Below are 14,712 nucleotides of genomic sequence, written 5' to 3' on the forward strand. Positions count from 1 at the left end.
TGAAGGAATCAGATCGCGCGGTGGGGATGATCGCACTCATTTACACGCTCTGAATATTGAGGCTCGACGCGTATCAAACGCGCCGCCTTGACGAGCGCTTGCCTCGTTTTTTTGTTGTTCAAAGTTCTGGTAGTTCTGCCAACGTTCAGCCATTTCGGTCTGAGGGTTGCCTATGCATTCGAATTGATGGGGTAGCGCGTTTGGGTCATGTCACATTAGCCATCCGGCGTATGCAGGATGAGAACATGTTGCTGCGCCAGGGAGGTCTGTATTGGATCGCTCTGGATCTGGCATCGGATGCTGACATTCTGGCCCGACAGTTCTTGTCCGCGCTCACCGAAGAGCATCTTGCAACCCTGGTGAGCACCGAGATTGATCCTCAAACAGTCGTCGAATCCATGGGCGCAGATTGTGGCCCCTCGGCGGTGCGCCTGTTTGCCGTTCCCGGAGCTGCCCGTGCACGCACATTTCTCAGGTCGCTGACTGCAGATCTGCACCGAATCAATCTGGCACGTGATAGCTATCTGGTCCTGATGTTGTCGGCTGACAGCCTGGAGAACTTCACCGGGCTGGAGTTGCAACGCTGGTGCGAAAGTACTCGCCAGTGGCTGGTCAAACGTAATTGCACACTGCTGGTGCTGTGCAGCGATCAGGCTCCGCAGTTGCATGAAAAACTGCTTGATCTCAACGAGCAGATTTCCGGTCTGGCGCAGTTATATCGCCAGGACGGAGGCGTGCGTTATCAGCTCAACTTCTGGCACAGCGGTCTGGGAGTCTGCGCCGCGCAGGCTTTCGATCTGAACGTGACAGACGGTGCGTTTGCCCTTAGCAAGTCGCCATTGTCCAGCCCTGTGCAGGTGCGCACTGACGACCAACGCATTTACCTAACGCAACGCGCGGTACTTGAGGGCACTGCACCGTTGTCGGAGCAGTGGCGTCTGTTTGAAACACGCAGTGACTTGCTGGAACAGGCGGCACACGCTCGGGCCGCCAGCGTCATCGTGGCGCTGGAGAGCAACAGCGAAGTGGAGCCGCTTGCCCGGCAGTTGCACCATTTGCGTGACCACTGCGGCGTGGCCCTCAAAATCGTTGTGCGCGAGATGGAGCCTTGCCTGCGCTACCGGGATGAGCGCCTGTTGCTGGCGTGCGGGGCCAACCTGATTGTGCCGGCCAATACTCAACTGGCGAACTTCCTCAGCATGGTCGATAGCGCACAGGGCCAGACTTGGCATTATCGTCAGACGCCCGACTTCCAGTCGCTGTTCGAACGACTGCGCCCGCCCGCCCAGCGCGGCCTTTTGCCGCCGCAAGAATTCATCGCGTTGCTGGATCAAGTCTATAGCGGTGCCTCGGGCGAACTGGTTCACCAGCTGCTGAGCCTTCGGCCACGGGGTGATCTGAACATTGATCAGTACCTGAACCAGATCAGCCTTCGGCGTTTTGGCGACGTGGCCTGTGTGGTCAACGGCGTGTTTTACCTGTTCCTGTTCGCCTGTCGTGGCGATGGCCTGGAACCGGCGCTGGGCAATATTTGCCGTTTGCCCTGGCGAGACCTGTTTACTGAGTGCAAGTCGCTTTCTGCGGTAGACATGCTGCCGCGTCAGGACTTCCTCGACGCCTCGCAGCTTCTCGAAACTTCCCGCCTTGCCACGGAGCAGGTCACTGCAGATCTGACTCAGGCCATTATCCAGGTGGGCTATGCACCGCAGCGGATCACCTTGACGTTGTCGGAGCACTGCTCATGAATTATGCCGAGCTGTTGCAGGTGATCGCGGCGACGTGTCTGATGACTGTGGCCTTGATGTTGGTATTGGGCCGTTTTCACTTGAGCCTCAAACTGTGGTTCCAGCGTTACTTGCCGCCGCGTTATCTGAAACCCCGTGGTGTGCGCCGACGCGTATCCGCTGCGCCAACGGTGAGTGACGCTCATGATCCATCCTGAGAGCGTCAGCGCTGCCCCTGCGCGTATGAATACTGTCTGGACCTGGCAGGGTCTGGGGCTGTGGAACCTGTATTTCATTATCAAGCTTGCGCTGCTCTGGGCTGGCTATCTGAATCTGCAAATCCTGCCGAACCTGGTTTTCGCCGCCGTATTGCTGGTGCCGCTGAGCAATCGCTATCTGAGGTTGTTGCGCACGGTGATTGCGATACCGGTAGGCGTAGCGTTGTTGTATCAGGACACCTGGCTACCGCCATTCAGTCGTCTGCTGGATCAACCTGGCGTCTTGAACTTCACCGGTGACTACCTGCTTGAGCTGGCGGGTCGCTTTATCGACTGGAACCTGTGCGGCGCATTATTGCTGCTGATGGTGGGGTATTTCTTCGTCCGTCATTGGCTGCGTCTGACCACCCTGACCCTGGCCGGTTTTGCCTGGCTGGGTGGTTCAGGCTTGTTGGCGATGCATGCGCCCGCTCCGCAGCCGGTCAATCAAGTGGCCGGACCAGCAGCCACCATCAGCGCGGTGGAACCGGACAGCCCGACGCTCGATACCTATCTGCAGAAGTTCTACAGCACTGAGGCAGGGCGGCAGGTGGCGTTTGTCCCTTCGGCATCGGCCGCCCAGCCGTTCGATCTGCTGTTGATCAACATCTGCTCAATGGCCTGGGATGATCTGGACGCCGTAGGCATGCGGGACAACAAGTTGCTGCAGCAGATGGACGTGGTATTCGACAACTTCAACTCGGCCACTTCCTACAGCGGTCCCGCTGCCATCCGACTGTTGCGTGCCAGTTGCGGTCAGCAACCCCACAACAAGCTGTACGGCGTGGCCCCCGAGCAATGCCTGTTGATGGATGATCTGCGCAAGCTGGGCTTCGACAGTGAAGTCATGCTCAATCACACCGGGCAGTTCGAAGGTTTTATGGACGAGGTTCGTGCCCAGGGATCAATGCCTGGCCCGGCGGTCAGCACTTCGGATCTTCCGCGCACGTTAGTGGGCTTTGACGGCTCGCCGGTATGGCGTGACCGGGACGTGCTGGATAAATGGTGGAAGCACCGTGAGGGTCAGGCTGACTCCCGAGTGGCGCTGTTCTACAACACCACGACCTTGCATGACGGCAACCGTGCGCTAACCGCTGATGGCGGGACGAAAAGTGCCGAGTACAAACCCCGTGCTCAGACCCTGATCGACGACCTTGCCGCGTTCCTCAAGGAACTGGAAAAGAGTGGCCGCAGAGTCGCGGTGGTGATCGTCCCTGAGCACGGCGCGGCGTTGCACGGCGACCGGATGCAGATCGACGGCATGCGTGAAATCCCAAGCCCGTCGATTACCCATGTGCCGGTCGGCATCAAGCTGATTGGCATGGGCAAGAATCCTCGCACGGAACCGTTGCACATCTCCGGCCCGAGCAGCTACCTGGCGGTCTCGGAAATCATCTCGCGCTTGTATGCCGCACCGCCTCAAGGGGACGGGCTGATACCTGACTGGAAAGTCCTGTTAGCCAATCTGCCAGAGACCCCGATGGTCTCGGAAAACTCCGGAACCGTAGTGCTCGACTACGCCGGCAAGCCTTACGTTCGGATCAAGGAGAAGGGCGCATGGCTGCCTTACCCGCAAAGGTTCAAGTGAAAAAGCAGGCGGTTTCGCGCAATGAGCGAGCCGATGACATTGCCCGGCTCAAAGTCGAACTGAGTCTGCCGAGTCTTGAGTACATCGATATCTCTGCGCAGATGGAACTGAGCCGTGCCTTGCAGCGTTGGCCGTTGCTGGTTGATCTGACGACTTCTGGCGAGCCGACGCAAGATTTGCCTGCTCATCAACCGATCCGCAAAAACAGGTTCGGGGCGCAATCGTGACAACCCTGAGCTTGCGCGGCATTCGCGGCGGCGTCGGCACCAGCTCGTTGCTGGCGGCAGTGGGGTATGCCCTTGAAAGCCTGGGCGAGCGGGTATTGATGATCGATATGTGCCCGGAAAACATGCTGCGCCTGCATTTCAATCTGCCCGTCGCGGAGAGTGGCGGGTGGGCCCGGGCCATGCTGGACGGTGAGGACTGGTATGGTCAGGCCTGGAGTTTGTCACCGACATTGCAGCTCTTGCCCTATGGGCAGTTGACCCATGAAGAGAGCATGCGGGTCGAGGGGCAACTGATCGATGATCCGTTCATCTGGAGTCGACGTCAGGCGAATCTGGCCGCCCACTACGACTGGATTCTGTTCGACCTGCCGCAACGCCTGACAGGCCACGCGATGATCGGTCCGTGTCAGTTCCCGATCCAGGTCGTGCAGGCGGATGCGGCCTGCCATGTGCTGTTGCTCCAGCCGTCGGCTCACCCGATACCGGTGCTGGTCAATCGCTTTGATCCGGGTAGCCAGTTACAGCGCGACTTGCTGCTGATCTGGCGCAAGAATCACGCGTCGCGTCTTTTGCCGCTCACAGTGCATGCTGATGAGGCGTTGAGTGAGTCGTTGGCGTTCAAGCAACCGGTCGGCCAATACGCACCTGACAGTCTGGCTGCCCAGGACGCGTTAAGCCTGGCGACCTGGTGCCTGACGCGCCGTGGTGAACTGGCATGATTGCGCGTTACTTCCCTTACGTGCAGCTGCGTCGCCAGTACGATTGTTATCCACCGACGGCATTCTTGCTGGCGTCTTTGATCAGCTTGAGCTGGCTGTTTTTGCGACTGGAATCTCCGGTCTGGCAACGTCTTCTGGAACAACGTCAACGCTGGTATCCGCATCTGGCGGGCAAACAGCCGAGTGCCGGGGATCCGTTACGTATCGCCCTGCAAAGCCTCTGGTTGCTGGTGTTCCGGCCTTGGCCAAGCTATCGCCACCGGGGAATACCGCAGTGGCTGCACACGACCAGACAGGTTAATCAGCGCGTCTGGAGGCGCCTCGGGATTTTGCTGGATGGCTTGCCAATGCAAGTGACTCAGAGCCAGCCGGTGAACGGCAGTGCCAAGTGGTGGCAAACCCTGAGCGCTCGCCAGCAGCGTTGCTTGGGCTATCTCTGCGCGGCCGTGGCCTTGCTGCTTGTGGCAGTTTGCATCACTGAACCCTTCAGCTATTTCTCGCAACTGTTGTTCGTGATTCTGCTGTGGGCGGTAGCGATGCTGATCCGTCGTGTGCCAGGTCGTTTTCCGACACTGCTGCTGATCATGCTGTCGGTCATTGTTTCGTGCCGTTATCTCTGGTGGCGTTACACCGCAACCCTGAACTGGGACAGCCCACTGGATCTTGCCTGCGGCGTCATGCTGCTCATCGCCGAAACCTATTCCTGGCTGGTGCTGTTGCTTGGGTACGTCCAGACCTGCTGGCCTTTGCGGCGGCCACCCGCGCAGCTGCCGCGAGACACGCGTTTATGGCCGACCGTGGATCTGCTGATCCCGACCTACAACGAAGATCTGTCCATTGTGCGGGGCACGGTATACGCCGCACTGGGTATCGACTGGCCGCATGACAAGCTGCGTATATCGATTCTCGATGACGGCAAGCGTGATGCGTTTCGGCTGTTTGCCGAGCAGGCGGGCGTGAACTACATCACCCGTTCCGACAACAAACACGCCAAGGCTGGCAACCTCAATCATGCGTTGCAGCAGCTTGATGGCGAGCTGGTGGCGATATTCGATTGCGATCACGTGCCGGTTCGCTCCTTCCTGCAACTGACCGTGGGCTGGTTTCTGCGCGACCCGAAGCTGGCGTTGGTACAGACGCCGCATCACTTTCTTTCGCCTGACCCTTTCGAGCGCAACCTCGACACTTTCCGGCAGCGTCCCAATGAAGGCGAGCTGTTTTACGGCCTTGTGCAGGACGGCAACGACATGTGGAACGCCGCATTCTTTTGCGGCTCATGCGCCGTACTGCGTCGTTCTGCCCTTGATGACATCGGCGGTTTTGCCGTGGAAACCGTTACCGAAGATGCGCACACTGCCTTGCGGCTGCATCGCCAGGGCTGGAACTCGGCCTATGTGCGAATTCCTCAGGCAGCGGGGCTGGCAACAGAAAGTCTGTCAGCGCATATCGGTCAGCGGATTCGCTGGGCGCGGGGCATGGCGCAGATCTTCCGCACGGACAATCCGTTGCTGGGCAAGGGCCTGACGATCTTTCAGCGGATCTGTTACGCCAACGCCATGCTGCACTTTCTGGCGGGACTGCCGCGGCTGATATTTCTCACCGCCCCCTTGGCGTTCCTCCTGCTGCACGCCTACATCATCTATGCCCCGGCTCTGATGATCGTTCTGTATGTGATCCCGCACATGGTTCACGCCAGCCTGACCAACTCCAGAATGCAGGGCGAACATCGCCTGACCTTCTGGGGCGAAGTCTATGAAACCGTGCTCGCCTGGTACATCGCCCGGCCTACGACTGTGGCGTTGTTCAACCCGAAGAAAGGCACGTTCAACGTCACCGCCAAAGGTGGGTTGATCAGCGAGAACCAGTTCGACTGGGGGATCGCGAGGCCTTATCTGGTGCTGGCGGCGCTCAATATTCTTGGCCTGGGTTTTGCGGTATGGCGCTTGTTTACCGGCCCGTCGAATGAGATCGGCACGATTCTGGTCAGCAGTCTGTGGGTGCTCTACAACCTGCTGATTGTCGGCGCTGCAGTGGCGATTGCTGCCGAGGTGCGTCAGGTGCGTGAAACCCATCGCGTCCAGGCCCAACTGCCTGCCGCCGTGCGTTTGCCGAACGGACGTTTTTACCCTGGCATGCTGGTGGACTACTCCGACGGCGGCGCAGGCATCGAACTGGACGCACAACTGAGTCTGCCAATGGGCGAGCGTGTCAGCTTGCTGATGCAGCGTGGCGAGCGCGAGTTTCTGTTCTCCGGAATTGTCAGTCGCAGCCACAAGAACTTCATCGGTATCTCGCTTAACGAACTGTCTGCGCAACAGAAAATCGATTATGTGCAATGCACCTTTGCCCGCGCTGATGCCTGGTTGAACTGGAGCGAAGACTTCGCCCCGGATCGCCCGCTGCACAGTTTCATTGATGTGCTGAGCCTGGGTGCTCGCGGCTATTACCGCCTTTATCAGTACCTGCCTGCCTGGCTCCGTACGATTGCGCGGCCCTTTGTAAGTGCGTGTGCGTGGCTGCTCAGCTATGTGCCGCGTTTTGCCAGATCCGAACCTTATTCCTCATCCTCCCGATCGGTAAGTGCCCCATGATTCGCTCTTTTAATCTAACCCTGGCGAGTCTGCTGTGGGTGGCCATGACCTGTGCCCAAGCCGGGGCTGCGGTGGTTTCCACTCCGGACCTCACGACGGCTGGCGCCACGCCAGGCTGGGATGTCACGCGCAGCTTTTTGCAACTGGGCCGCCCTGCGGACAGTCTTTTGCTGGGCACGCACACTACCGATCAGTTCGAGTTCACCATGCGCCGCGACCGCATCGCCAGCGATGCCAGGCTGCAACTGGAATACACCCCGTCACCGGCGCTACTGCCGACGCTGTCGCACTTGAGGGTTTACCTCAATGACGTGTTGATGAGCGTGATCCCCATTGAAAAGGACCAACTGGGCAAGAAAGTGGTTCGCCCGGTTCAGCTTGATCCCCGGTTGATCACCGACTTCAATCGGGTCCGGCTGGAGTTTGTAGGGCACTACACCGATATCTGTGAAGAACCGTCCAACAGCGCACTGTGGGTCAATATCGGACGCACCAGCCAGATCGCGCTGAGAGAGCAGGCGTTGATCGTAAAAAACGATCTGTCCTACTTCCCGATGCCTTTCTTCGATGCCCGCGGGTATGAAAAACCGGTGTTGAACATGGTGTTCGCTGCCGAGCCTACGCTTGGCGAGCAGCGCGCCGCCGGGATTCTGGCCTCGTATTTCGGCAGCCTGTCTTCATGGCGTCCCATGTCTTTCCCGGTATTGTCAGATCAGTTGCCTGCCGCCAGCGCTGATCAAGTGACATCATCCGTTGTCTTCGCCACCAACACCCATCGTCCGGCGTTTCTGGCAGACCTGCAGAAATTCCCGGCGGTGGATGCGCCCGTGGTGCAGGTAATCGATAACCCTGGAGATCGCTTCAGCAAGGTTTTGCTGGTGCTGGGGCGTGACGACGCAGACCTGGTCACCGCTGCTCAGGCGCTGGCATTGGGCGGCGATCTGTTTCGTGGCGAGCGCGTGGTTATCGACAAGTTGCAACAGATCAAACCGCGTGTGCCCTATGACGCGCCAAACTGGATGCGCACTGATCGCCCGGTACGTTTCGCCGAGTTGATCAAGTACCCCGAACAGTTGCGTGCCAGCGGCCTGCAGCCTTTGCCGATCAGCCTGGACATCAACCTGCCGCCTGACCTGTTCGTCTGGCGCAATCAGGGCATCCCGCTGCAAACCAAATACCGCTACACGCCGCCCGCGTATAACGATGGTTCGCGTCTCAACATCAGCCTCAACAACCAGTTCATCACCAGCCTGCCGTTGCAGGTCAACAGTAATGACCGGCTTGAAGAGTTGCGCCTTGCGGTGATGTCCAGCGAGTCAGCCAACGTCAATGAAAACCTCTCGGTACCGGCCCTGAAGATCGGTGACCGCAATACCCTGAAGTTTAATTTCAGTTTTGCGACGACCAATAGCGGCTCCCAGCGTGACCGCTGCCAGACATCGTTGCCGGTGGACACCCAGGCCGTCATCGATGACCAGTCGACCATCGACCTGTCGGGTTACCACCATTACATGGCGATGCCTGATCTGGCGGCTTTCGCGCGCAGTGGTTTCCCGTACAGCCGCATGGCGGATCTGTCCGAAACCATGGTGCTGCTGCCGTCCCGGCCGAGTGCTGTACAACTGAGTACCTACCTGGAAGCGGTCGCAGGGATTTCGGCACGTTCGGGGTTGCCCGCCATGAACCTCAAGCTCAGCGATAACTGGGAGGAGGCGTCTAAATACGACGCGGACCTGCTGGTGCTCGGCTCGTTCGCACCCGATATGCGCGACAACCGCGACATGAATCTACTGCTTGAGCGCTCGCGTAACTGGTTGCTCAAGGCTAACCAGCAAGGGCCAGGTTATGCGTCAGCCATAAAAGGTGAGAGCAGCCCGGTTGCCAGTCGTGTCGACGTGTCGGCTGAGGGACCGATTGCTGCAATCGTCGGCTTGCAGTCGCCTTACCATGACCAGCGCAGCATCGTCGCGTTGCTGGCCACCACTGATGCTGATTTCAGCCTGCTGCGCGAGACGCTTAATGACAGCGGCAAGATGGACGCCGTGGCTGGTTCTGTCGCCTTGATCCGCAGCAGTGGCGTCAACAGCCAGGTGGTCGGCGATCGTTATTTCGTCGGCGAGCTGCCGTGGTGGCTGATGCTCTGGTTCAAGCTTTCCGAGCATCCCGTGCTGTTGGCCTTCATGGCCGTTGGCGGCGTTCTGCTCAGTGCTTTCCTGATCTGGCGCATGCTGCAGTGGGCGGCTCGTCGCCGTCTGGCTTATGAGGAATAAGTCAGTGAACGGCGTCGGGTTTTTGTTGGCCACTGTTGCGTTGTCATTCCTGACTCAGGAGGCCGAAGGTGCGCCCGCGTGCACATGGCCCGCCTGGGAGAGTTACAAGCAACACATGATCAGCGCCGATGGCCGGGTCATCGACCGCTCCTCTGCGCAACAGATCACCACGTCGGAAGGGCAGAGCTACGGACTGTTTTTCGCTCTTGTGGCCAACGACCGGGAAAGCTTCGAGCGTTTGCTGAACTGGACGCACGGCAATCTCGCAGGTGGTGATCTCGACGCTCGTCTGCCCGCCTGGCAGTGGGGCCTCAAGGCAGACGGTAAGTGGCAGGTGCTCGACAGCAACAATGCCAGTGACGCTGATTTGTGGATCGCATACAGCCTGCTGGAAGCGGGACGGCTCTGGCGCAGGCCGGATTATGTGCAGCTGGGCAATCACCTGCTTTGGCGCAGCGCCGCGCAGACTTTGCGCACACTGCCGGGCCTGGGGCTAATGCTGCTGCCGGGAGATAAAGGGTTCGAGTCGCCCCAGGGCTGGCGTCTGAACCCCAGCTATACGCCGCCGCAGCTCTTGGCTCGCTTTGCGCTGATCGCACCCGTCTGGGAGGAAGTGGCGAAAAACGCCCGGCGTCTGTGGATCGAGGGCTCGCCAAAAGGCTTCGCGCCAGATTGGTTGGTGTGGCAAGCGGGGCAAGGCGCAGTGGCCCAAGAGCAAGGCGCAAAAGGCAGTTACGACGCCATTCGCGTCTATCTCTGGTTGGGGATGCTGGCGCCCGATGCGCCGGAGCGTGCTTCGTTGCTTGCGCACTTCAAACCCATGATCGATGCCACGAAGCAATCGGGTTTTGTGCCTGAGCAGGTCGCCGTCGCAACTGGCGAGTCCACCGGCACGGGGCCTGTCGGTTTTTCGGCGGCCCTCCTGCCGTTGCTGACCGGCGACAGTGCGGCGTTGAGTGCCCAGCGTGAGCGGCTACGTACAGCGCCGCCGTTGGCTGACGCTTATTACAATCAATCGCTGCTGATGTTCGGACAAGGCTGGGACGAACAGCGGTATCGATTCGATAAGGATGGGCGTTTGCAGCCGGGCTGGACGTCTTCATGCAAACAGTGAATCCACCACCCGTTTCCGGCTACCGGCTGCTGCACAAAGGCACACTCAAAGCCTTGTTGATGTGCGGCGCATTGTCCTTGTCCTGCTGGTATGGCACGGCGCTCAGCGCCACCGCAGCGTTTGCTCCTCAGGATCAACAGCAGTGGCTGCTGCAACAGGCGCGCATTGGCGAAGCCTTGTATCGCGACGATCTGGTGCGTGATGCCCTGGCGAGGCTGGAGCTGATTGATCCCAATCATCCGCAGGTTCTGGTGGGTAAGATTCGCCAGGCCCTGGCTGATAAAAGTGCGCCGCAGAACACCGCCTGGATTGAGCAACTCATGGCCCGTTTGCGTCAGCAGGGGCCCGACTCGGCGGCGCTGCGTCAGGCAAGTGCGCTGATCCGGCTTAACAGCCAGGAAGGGGCGGGGCAGTTGCAGCAAGCGCGGTTGTTTGCTGCTGCCGGACGTTTCGATCAAGCGAGTGAGGCGTTTGAGCAACTGTTCGGCAAAGAGCCGCCGGACTTGCCTTCGGCGCTGGAATACTGGAGTGCCCGCAGTCGCATCAGCGGTCAGCGGGCGGCCGTCATCGAGCATTTAAAAGAGCTTGATCGTGACTATCCGGGCAATGCCAGCGTACGGCAGATGCTGGTCGGTCTGTTATTTGCCGAAGGCCGTAATGATCAGGCGCTGGCGGTGCTGCATCAATTGGCAGCGGATCCTCAAGCGAGCAACAATGCAGCGGAGCGGGAGCTCATCTACCTGAATACGTTGCCGGTGAGCCCTGAAACGGCCCGAAGCTGGCAGGTCTTTCTCGATTCCTATCCTTATTCGCCATTCCGGAAGGACGCTACCCAGCGGCTGGCCGAACAGCAACGATTGCTTGCCGATCCTGCATGGCAGGCGGGAGCCCAGGCCAAGCGTCTGCTGGAACGAGACAAGGGTAACGACAGCGCTCAGGCCGAAGTCCTGTTGCGGCGCGCCGTTAAAGCTTACCCGCAAGATTCGAGTTTCCATGGTGCCTTGGGCACAGCCTTGATGCGCCAGGATAAATACCCGGCAGCGCTTGAGGCGTTTTCCACTGCGCTGACCAAAGAGCAAGACACCTATTACATCAGCAAGTGGCAGGACCTGCAGTTGCTGACCCGCAACTGGATGATCCTTCAGCAAGGCGACGAAGCCTTGCAGCGCAAGGATTACGAGAAGGCGCGCAAGGCGTATCAGCAGGCGCGAATCCTCAACCCCAAGGCCGCTGCACCCTTGATGGGGCTGGCAGCCGTGGCCCTCGGCGAAGCCGATGATATCGGTGCCGAAGCGCTGTTACTGCAAGCGCGCAAGGCTGAACCGGACAACACCAGCGTGCTGCGTGCTCTGGTGCGCTTGTACCGCGGGCAGTCCAGCGCCAAAGCCGAAGCATTTATTGATAGCTTGCCCGCCAGTAACCAGTCCGAGTTCGCCGCTTTGCGTCAGAGCTTCGAAATCGAGCGTTTGAATCTGCAGGCTGACGTGCTGAGTGAACGTTCCGATTGGGAGCAGTTGGTGCCGGTGCTGAAAAAAATCCGTCAATTGGACCCGGATAATCCGTGGCTGACCTATCGCCTTGCAGCCGCCGAAATCGCCTTGGATAAACCGGTTGAAGCGGATGACGCGTTTCGCCAACTGTTGGCACGCCAAGGCAGCAATCCTGAAGCGCGTTACGCACACGGTCTGTATCTGGCCAACCTGAATCGCGACAGTGACGTGTTGAGCAGCCTCGGGCAGATTCCCGCGAAGGCCTGGACGGACAACATGCGCGAACTTGCCGCGCGGATCAAACGCAGGCAATTGCTGGCCCAAGCGCAGCAGTTGCGTGATGCCGGGCGCGAACCGCAGGCCATTGCCTTGCTGCGGGCCAATCCGACCCAGGACGATTTCGCCACGCTGGCCGATTGGGCCATGCAGCGTGGGGACTATTCCGAGGCTGAAAGCAATTACCGCAAAGTGCTTAAAGGTGATCCACAGAATGCAGAAGCACAGTTGGGGCTGATCGAAGTGCAGATCGCAACGGCGCGCATACCCCAGGCACACGCAGCGCTGAACGGCATCGTCATGACCCCGGCCGCTCCGGTGAGCTGGCAACGCCGTCTGGCCAATGCGTGGGCTGCCGTGGGCGAAAAGGACAAGGCCAATGCGATCTTCGCCCAACTGCTGAAAACCCCGCAGACCGATCCTTTGCTGTACCGCGATGCCGCCCGCCTGATGGCCAGGGATCATCCCCAACAGGCACTGGATAATTACGCCCTGAGCATGGCCTCGGCTGGTTTGATTTCACCTGCGCAAGGCAGTCCGCGGGATAACCTGGCGATGACCGAGGCCAGTCGTGCCAAGGACGCCGATGACTGGTTGCCACGCAGTCTGCGCAGTGAAGTCGATGAGCTATATAAGCAGCAGAATCCAACGGTCAATGTGTACCGCGACTTCGCCTGGCGCACCGACAATACCGCGCCGGGGATTTCCGACCTGACTACCCAGACCACTATTTTGCGCATTGACTCTCCCTTTGCTGCGGGGCAGGGTTTTGTGCAGGCTGAGCAGGTCGATCTGCAGGCCACTGCTTTCGACACCGATGCCGATGGCCTGCATCGGGAGTCATTCGGCACCTGTGCGGTTCAGTTTCGTGACCGAACCACCGGGGCGCTGGCCGCCAACGGCTGTCGCAGCACCTCACAAAGCACCTCCGGGCCGAGCCTGGCGGTGGGCTGGAAAAACGCTCAGTGGGCCATTGATCTGGGTCATACGCCGCAAGGCTTCGAAGTGGGCAATTGGCTGGGTGGCGTCGCCTACAGCAGCGATTGGCAATCCATCGGCTGGACCCTGACTGCCTCGCGCCGTCCGGTGAGCAACTCCGTCGTGTCCTATGCAGGTGCTGTCGATCCTGTGACCGGGACCCGCTGGGGCGGTGTGACCAGCAATGGCCTGACACTGAGCCTGAGCCATGATGAAGGTGGCGTTGATGGCGTATGGGCCAGCTTTGGCAGCCATTGGTTGCGTGGCACCAATGTGGTCGACAATCAGCGGCTTTCGGCAATGACCGGTTATTACTACCGCTTGATGGACCGTGCCGACGAGCGTATGCGTACCGGCCTGACCTTGATGTACTGGGGCTACGACAAGGATTTGAGTGAGTACACACTGGGGCAGGGTGGTTACTACAGCCCTCAGCAGTACTACTCGATCGGTGTGCCGTTCAGTTATGCCTGGCGTAACGCCAATTGGTCCGTCCAGCTGGACAGCTCAGTGGGCTGGTCATTTTCGAAAACTGACAGCAGCGATCTGTACCCGCTGGATGGCCCGGCCGGCAAGTTCTTCAATCAGGCCTCGGACGCCGGACTGGATATTGATGGCAGTACCACGCTGACCAAGGCCGCGAGCAGTAGCTCCGGTGCAAGTGTTCGCTTGCAGGCATCGCTTGAGCGACGTTTGAGTGATCACCTGGTGCTTGGCTCCGGTGTCGCGCTGCAACACAGCGAAGGTTACGCACCGAGCCGCGCCATGCTTTATCTGCGTTATACCTTCGATGTATGGCAGGGAAATCTGCCGATGCCTATCGAAGCCGTAACACCTTACGCGGATATGCGCTGACAAGTCGGCGGGCGAGATAGCTGTCCAGACGGTCAGTATTTCGCCCGTCGGTCGCTTCAAACCATGCTTTATACATGGGTATGATTTCAGAAACGTGCCGCGCTGGTTACCGTGCAGGCCATGAGTGCGCAGATCATCGGCACTTCTACTCATGGGTATTGAAGGTAACTGGTTTTGGCAAAATCCCCGGTGATTGCAGTCGTCGACGACGACGCGGCAGTCCGCACTGGCATCGACAGTCTTGTTCGCTCTCTGGGGTTCGTCGCATGCCTGTTTGCTTCGGCGGAGGAGTTCCTGATCTCGCCCGTTCTGAAAACGGCTGATTGCCTCATCACCGACGTGCAAATGCCCGGCATGAGCGGCGTTGAGTTGCACGAGCACCTGACGGGTCAGGGTCTGCAGATCCCTACTATCTTCATCACCGCCTTTCCCGAAGAGTCCGTACGCCAACGCGCCATGACTGGCAGCGCAGTGGGCTTTTTAAGCAAACCCTTCAACGCCCGGGTGCTGATCGACTGTATCGAGTCGACGTTTCCTGCGGCTTGATTCCCGATAAATGACACGCTGTCGCCCAGCAAACAGTGGACTCTGTAGTGAGCTTGCTCGCGATAGCGTCAGTTCAG

The 14,712-nt window shown here is 59.3% G+C and carries 10 protein-coding genes; all 10 read left to right on the forward strand.

Annotated features, from left to right (window positions below; all coding sequences use genetic code 11):
- The first annotated feature begins 200 nt into the window (after positions 1-200).
- The 10 genes from bcsE (at position 201) to H8S59_RS09735 (ending at position 14,635) form a co-directional block, all read left to right on the forward strand.
- Positions 201-1,745 (forward strand): cellulose biosynthesis protein BcsE, encoded by a 1,545-nt coding sequence (bcsE, locus tag H8S59_RS09690; protein ID WP_187521276.1) that lies wholly within the window; start codon positions 201-203, stop codon positions 1,743-1,745.
- Entirely contained in the window at positions 1,742-1,942 is a 201-nt protein-coding gene (gene bcsF, locus H8S59_RS09695; RefSeq protein ID WP_187521277.1) for a cellulose biosynthesis protein BcsF, read from the forward strand. Before bcsE ends, bcsF begins: the two co-directional genes overlap by 4 nt.
- On the forward strand, positions 1,929-3,569 hold the full coding sequence (gene bcsG / locus H8S59_RS09700; protein ID WP_246475175.1) for a cellulose biosynthesis protein BcsG: 1,641 nt from the start codon (positions 1,929-1,931) through the stop codon (positions 3,567-3,569). The genes bcsF and bcsG overlap by 14 nt, the downstream gene beginning before the upstream one ends.
- On the forward strand, positions 3,539-3,796 hold the full coding sequence (gene bcsR / locus H8S59_RS09705) for a cellulose biosynthesis protein BcsR (RefSeq protein WP_095098641.1): 258 nt from the start codon (positions 3,539-3,541) through the stop codon (positions 3,794-3,796). Before bcsG ends, bcsR begins: the two co-directional genes overlap by 31 nt.
- Positions 3,793-4,515 (forward strand): cellulose biosynthesis protein BcsQ, encoded by a 723-nt coding sequence (bcsQ, locus tag H8S59_RS09710; protein WP_187521278.1) that lies wholly within the window; start codon positions 3,793-3,795, stop codon positions 4,513-4,515. Before bcsR ends, bcsQ begins: the two co-directional genes overlap by 4 nt.
- Positions 4,512-7,106, forward strand: a complete 2,595-nt coding sequence (gene bcsA / locus H8S59_RS09715; protein WP_187521279.1) for a UDP-forming cellulose synthase catalytic subunit — start codon at positions 4,512-4,514, stop codon at positions 7,104-7,106. Before bcsQ ends, bcsA begins: the two co-directional genes overlap by 4 nt.
- Positions 7,103-9,376: a cellulose biosynthesis cyclic di-GMP-binding regulatory protein BcsB gene (bcsB, locus tag H8S59_RS09720; RefSeq protein ID WP_187521280.1), complete on the forward strand. Its 2,274-nt coding sequence runs from the start codon at positions 7,103-7,105 to the stop codon at positions 9,374-9,376. The genes bcsA and bcsB overlap by 4 nt, the downstream gene beginning before the upstream one ends.
- Positions 9,366-10,490 (forward strand): cellulose synthase complex periplasmic endoglucanase BcsZ, encoded by a 1,125-nt coding sequence (gene bcsZ / locus H8S59_RS09725; RefSeq protein ID WP_095098631.1) that lies wholly within the window; start codon positions 9,366-9,368, stop codon positions 10,488-10,490. Before bcsB ends, bcsZ begins: the two co-directional genes overlap by 11 nt.
- Positions 10,478-14,089, forward strand: coding sequence for a cellulose synthase complex outer membrane protein BcsC (gene bcsC, locus H8S59_RS09730; protein ID WP_246475177.1), 3,612 nt, complete (start codon positions 10,478-10,480; stop codon positions 14,087-14,089). The genes bcsZ and bcsC overlap by 13 nt, the downstream gene beginning before the upstream one ends.
- 174 nt (positions 14,090-14,263) lie before the next feature.
- Positions 14,264-14,635, forward strand: coding sequence for a response regulator transcription factor (locus H8S59_RS09735; RefSeq protein ID WP_095098625.1), 372 nt, complete (start codon positions 14,264-14,266; stop codon positions 14,633-14,635).
- Positions 14,636-14,712: the final 77 nt, after the last annotated feature.

The sequence above is a fragment of the Pseudomonas folii genome (assembly GCF_014357575.1).
Taxonomy (GTDB): domain Bacteria; phylum Pseudomonadota; class Gammaproteobacteria; order Pseudomonadales; family Pseudomonadaceae; genus Aquipseudomonas; species Aquipseudomonas folii.

What these genes read in the sequence shown, in the direction of transcription:
- bcsF (WP_187521277.1), top strand. Translation starts at nt 1,742, where the DNA reads ATGAATTATGCCGAGCTGTTGCAGGTGATCGCGGCGACGTGTCTGATG.
- bcsG (WP_246475175.1), top strand. Translation starts at nt 1,929, where the DNA reads ATGATCCATCCTGAGAGCGTCAGCGCTGCCCCTGCGCGTATGAATACT.
- bcsR (WP_095098641.1), top strand. Translation starts at nt 3,539, where the DNA reads ATGGCTGCCTTACCCGCAAAGGTTCAAGTGAAAAAGCAGGCGGTTTCG.
- bcsA (WP_187521279.1), top strand. Translation starts at nt 4,512, where the DNA reads ATGATTGCGCGTTACTTCCCTTACGTGCAGCTGCGTCGCCAGTACGAT.
- bcsB (WP_187521280.1), top strand. Translation starts at nt 7,103, where the DNA reads ATGATTCGCTCTTTTAATCTAACCCTGGCGAGTCTGCTGTGGGTGGCC.
- bcsZ (WP_095098631.1), top strand. Translation starts at nt 9,366, where the DNA reads ATGAGGAATAAGTCAGTGAACGGCGTCGGGTTTTTGTTGGCCACTGTT.
- bcsC (WP_246475177.1), top strand. Translation starts at nt 10,478, where the DNA reads ATGCAAACAGTGAATCCACCACCCGTTTCCGGCTACCGGCTGCTGCAC.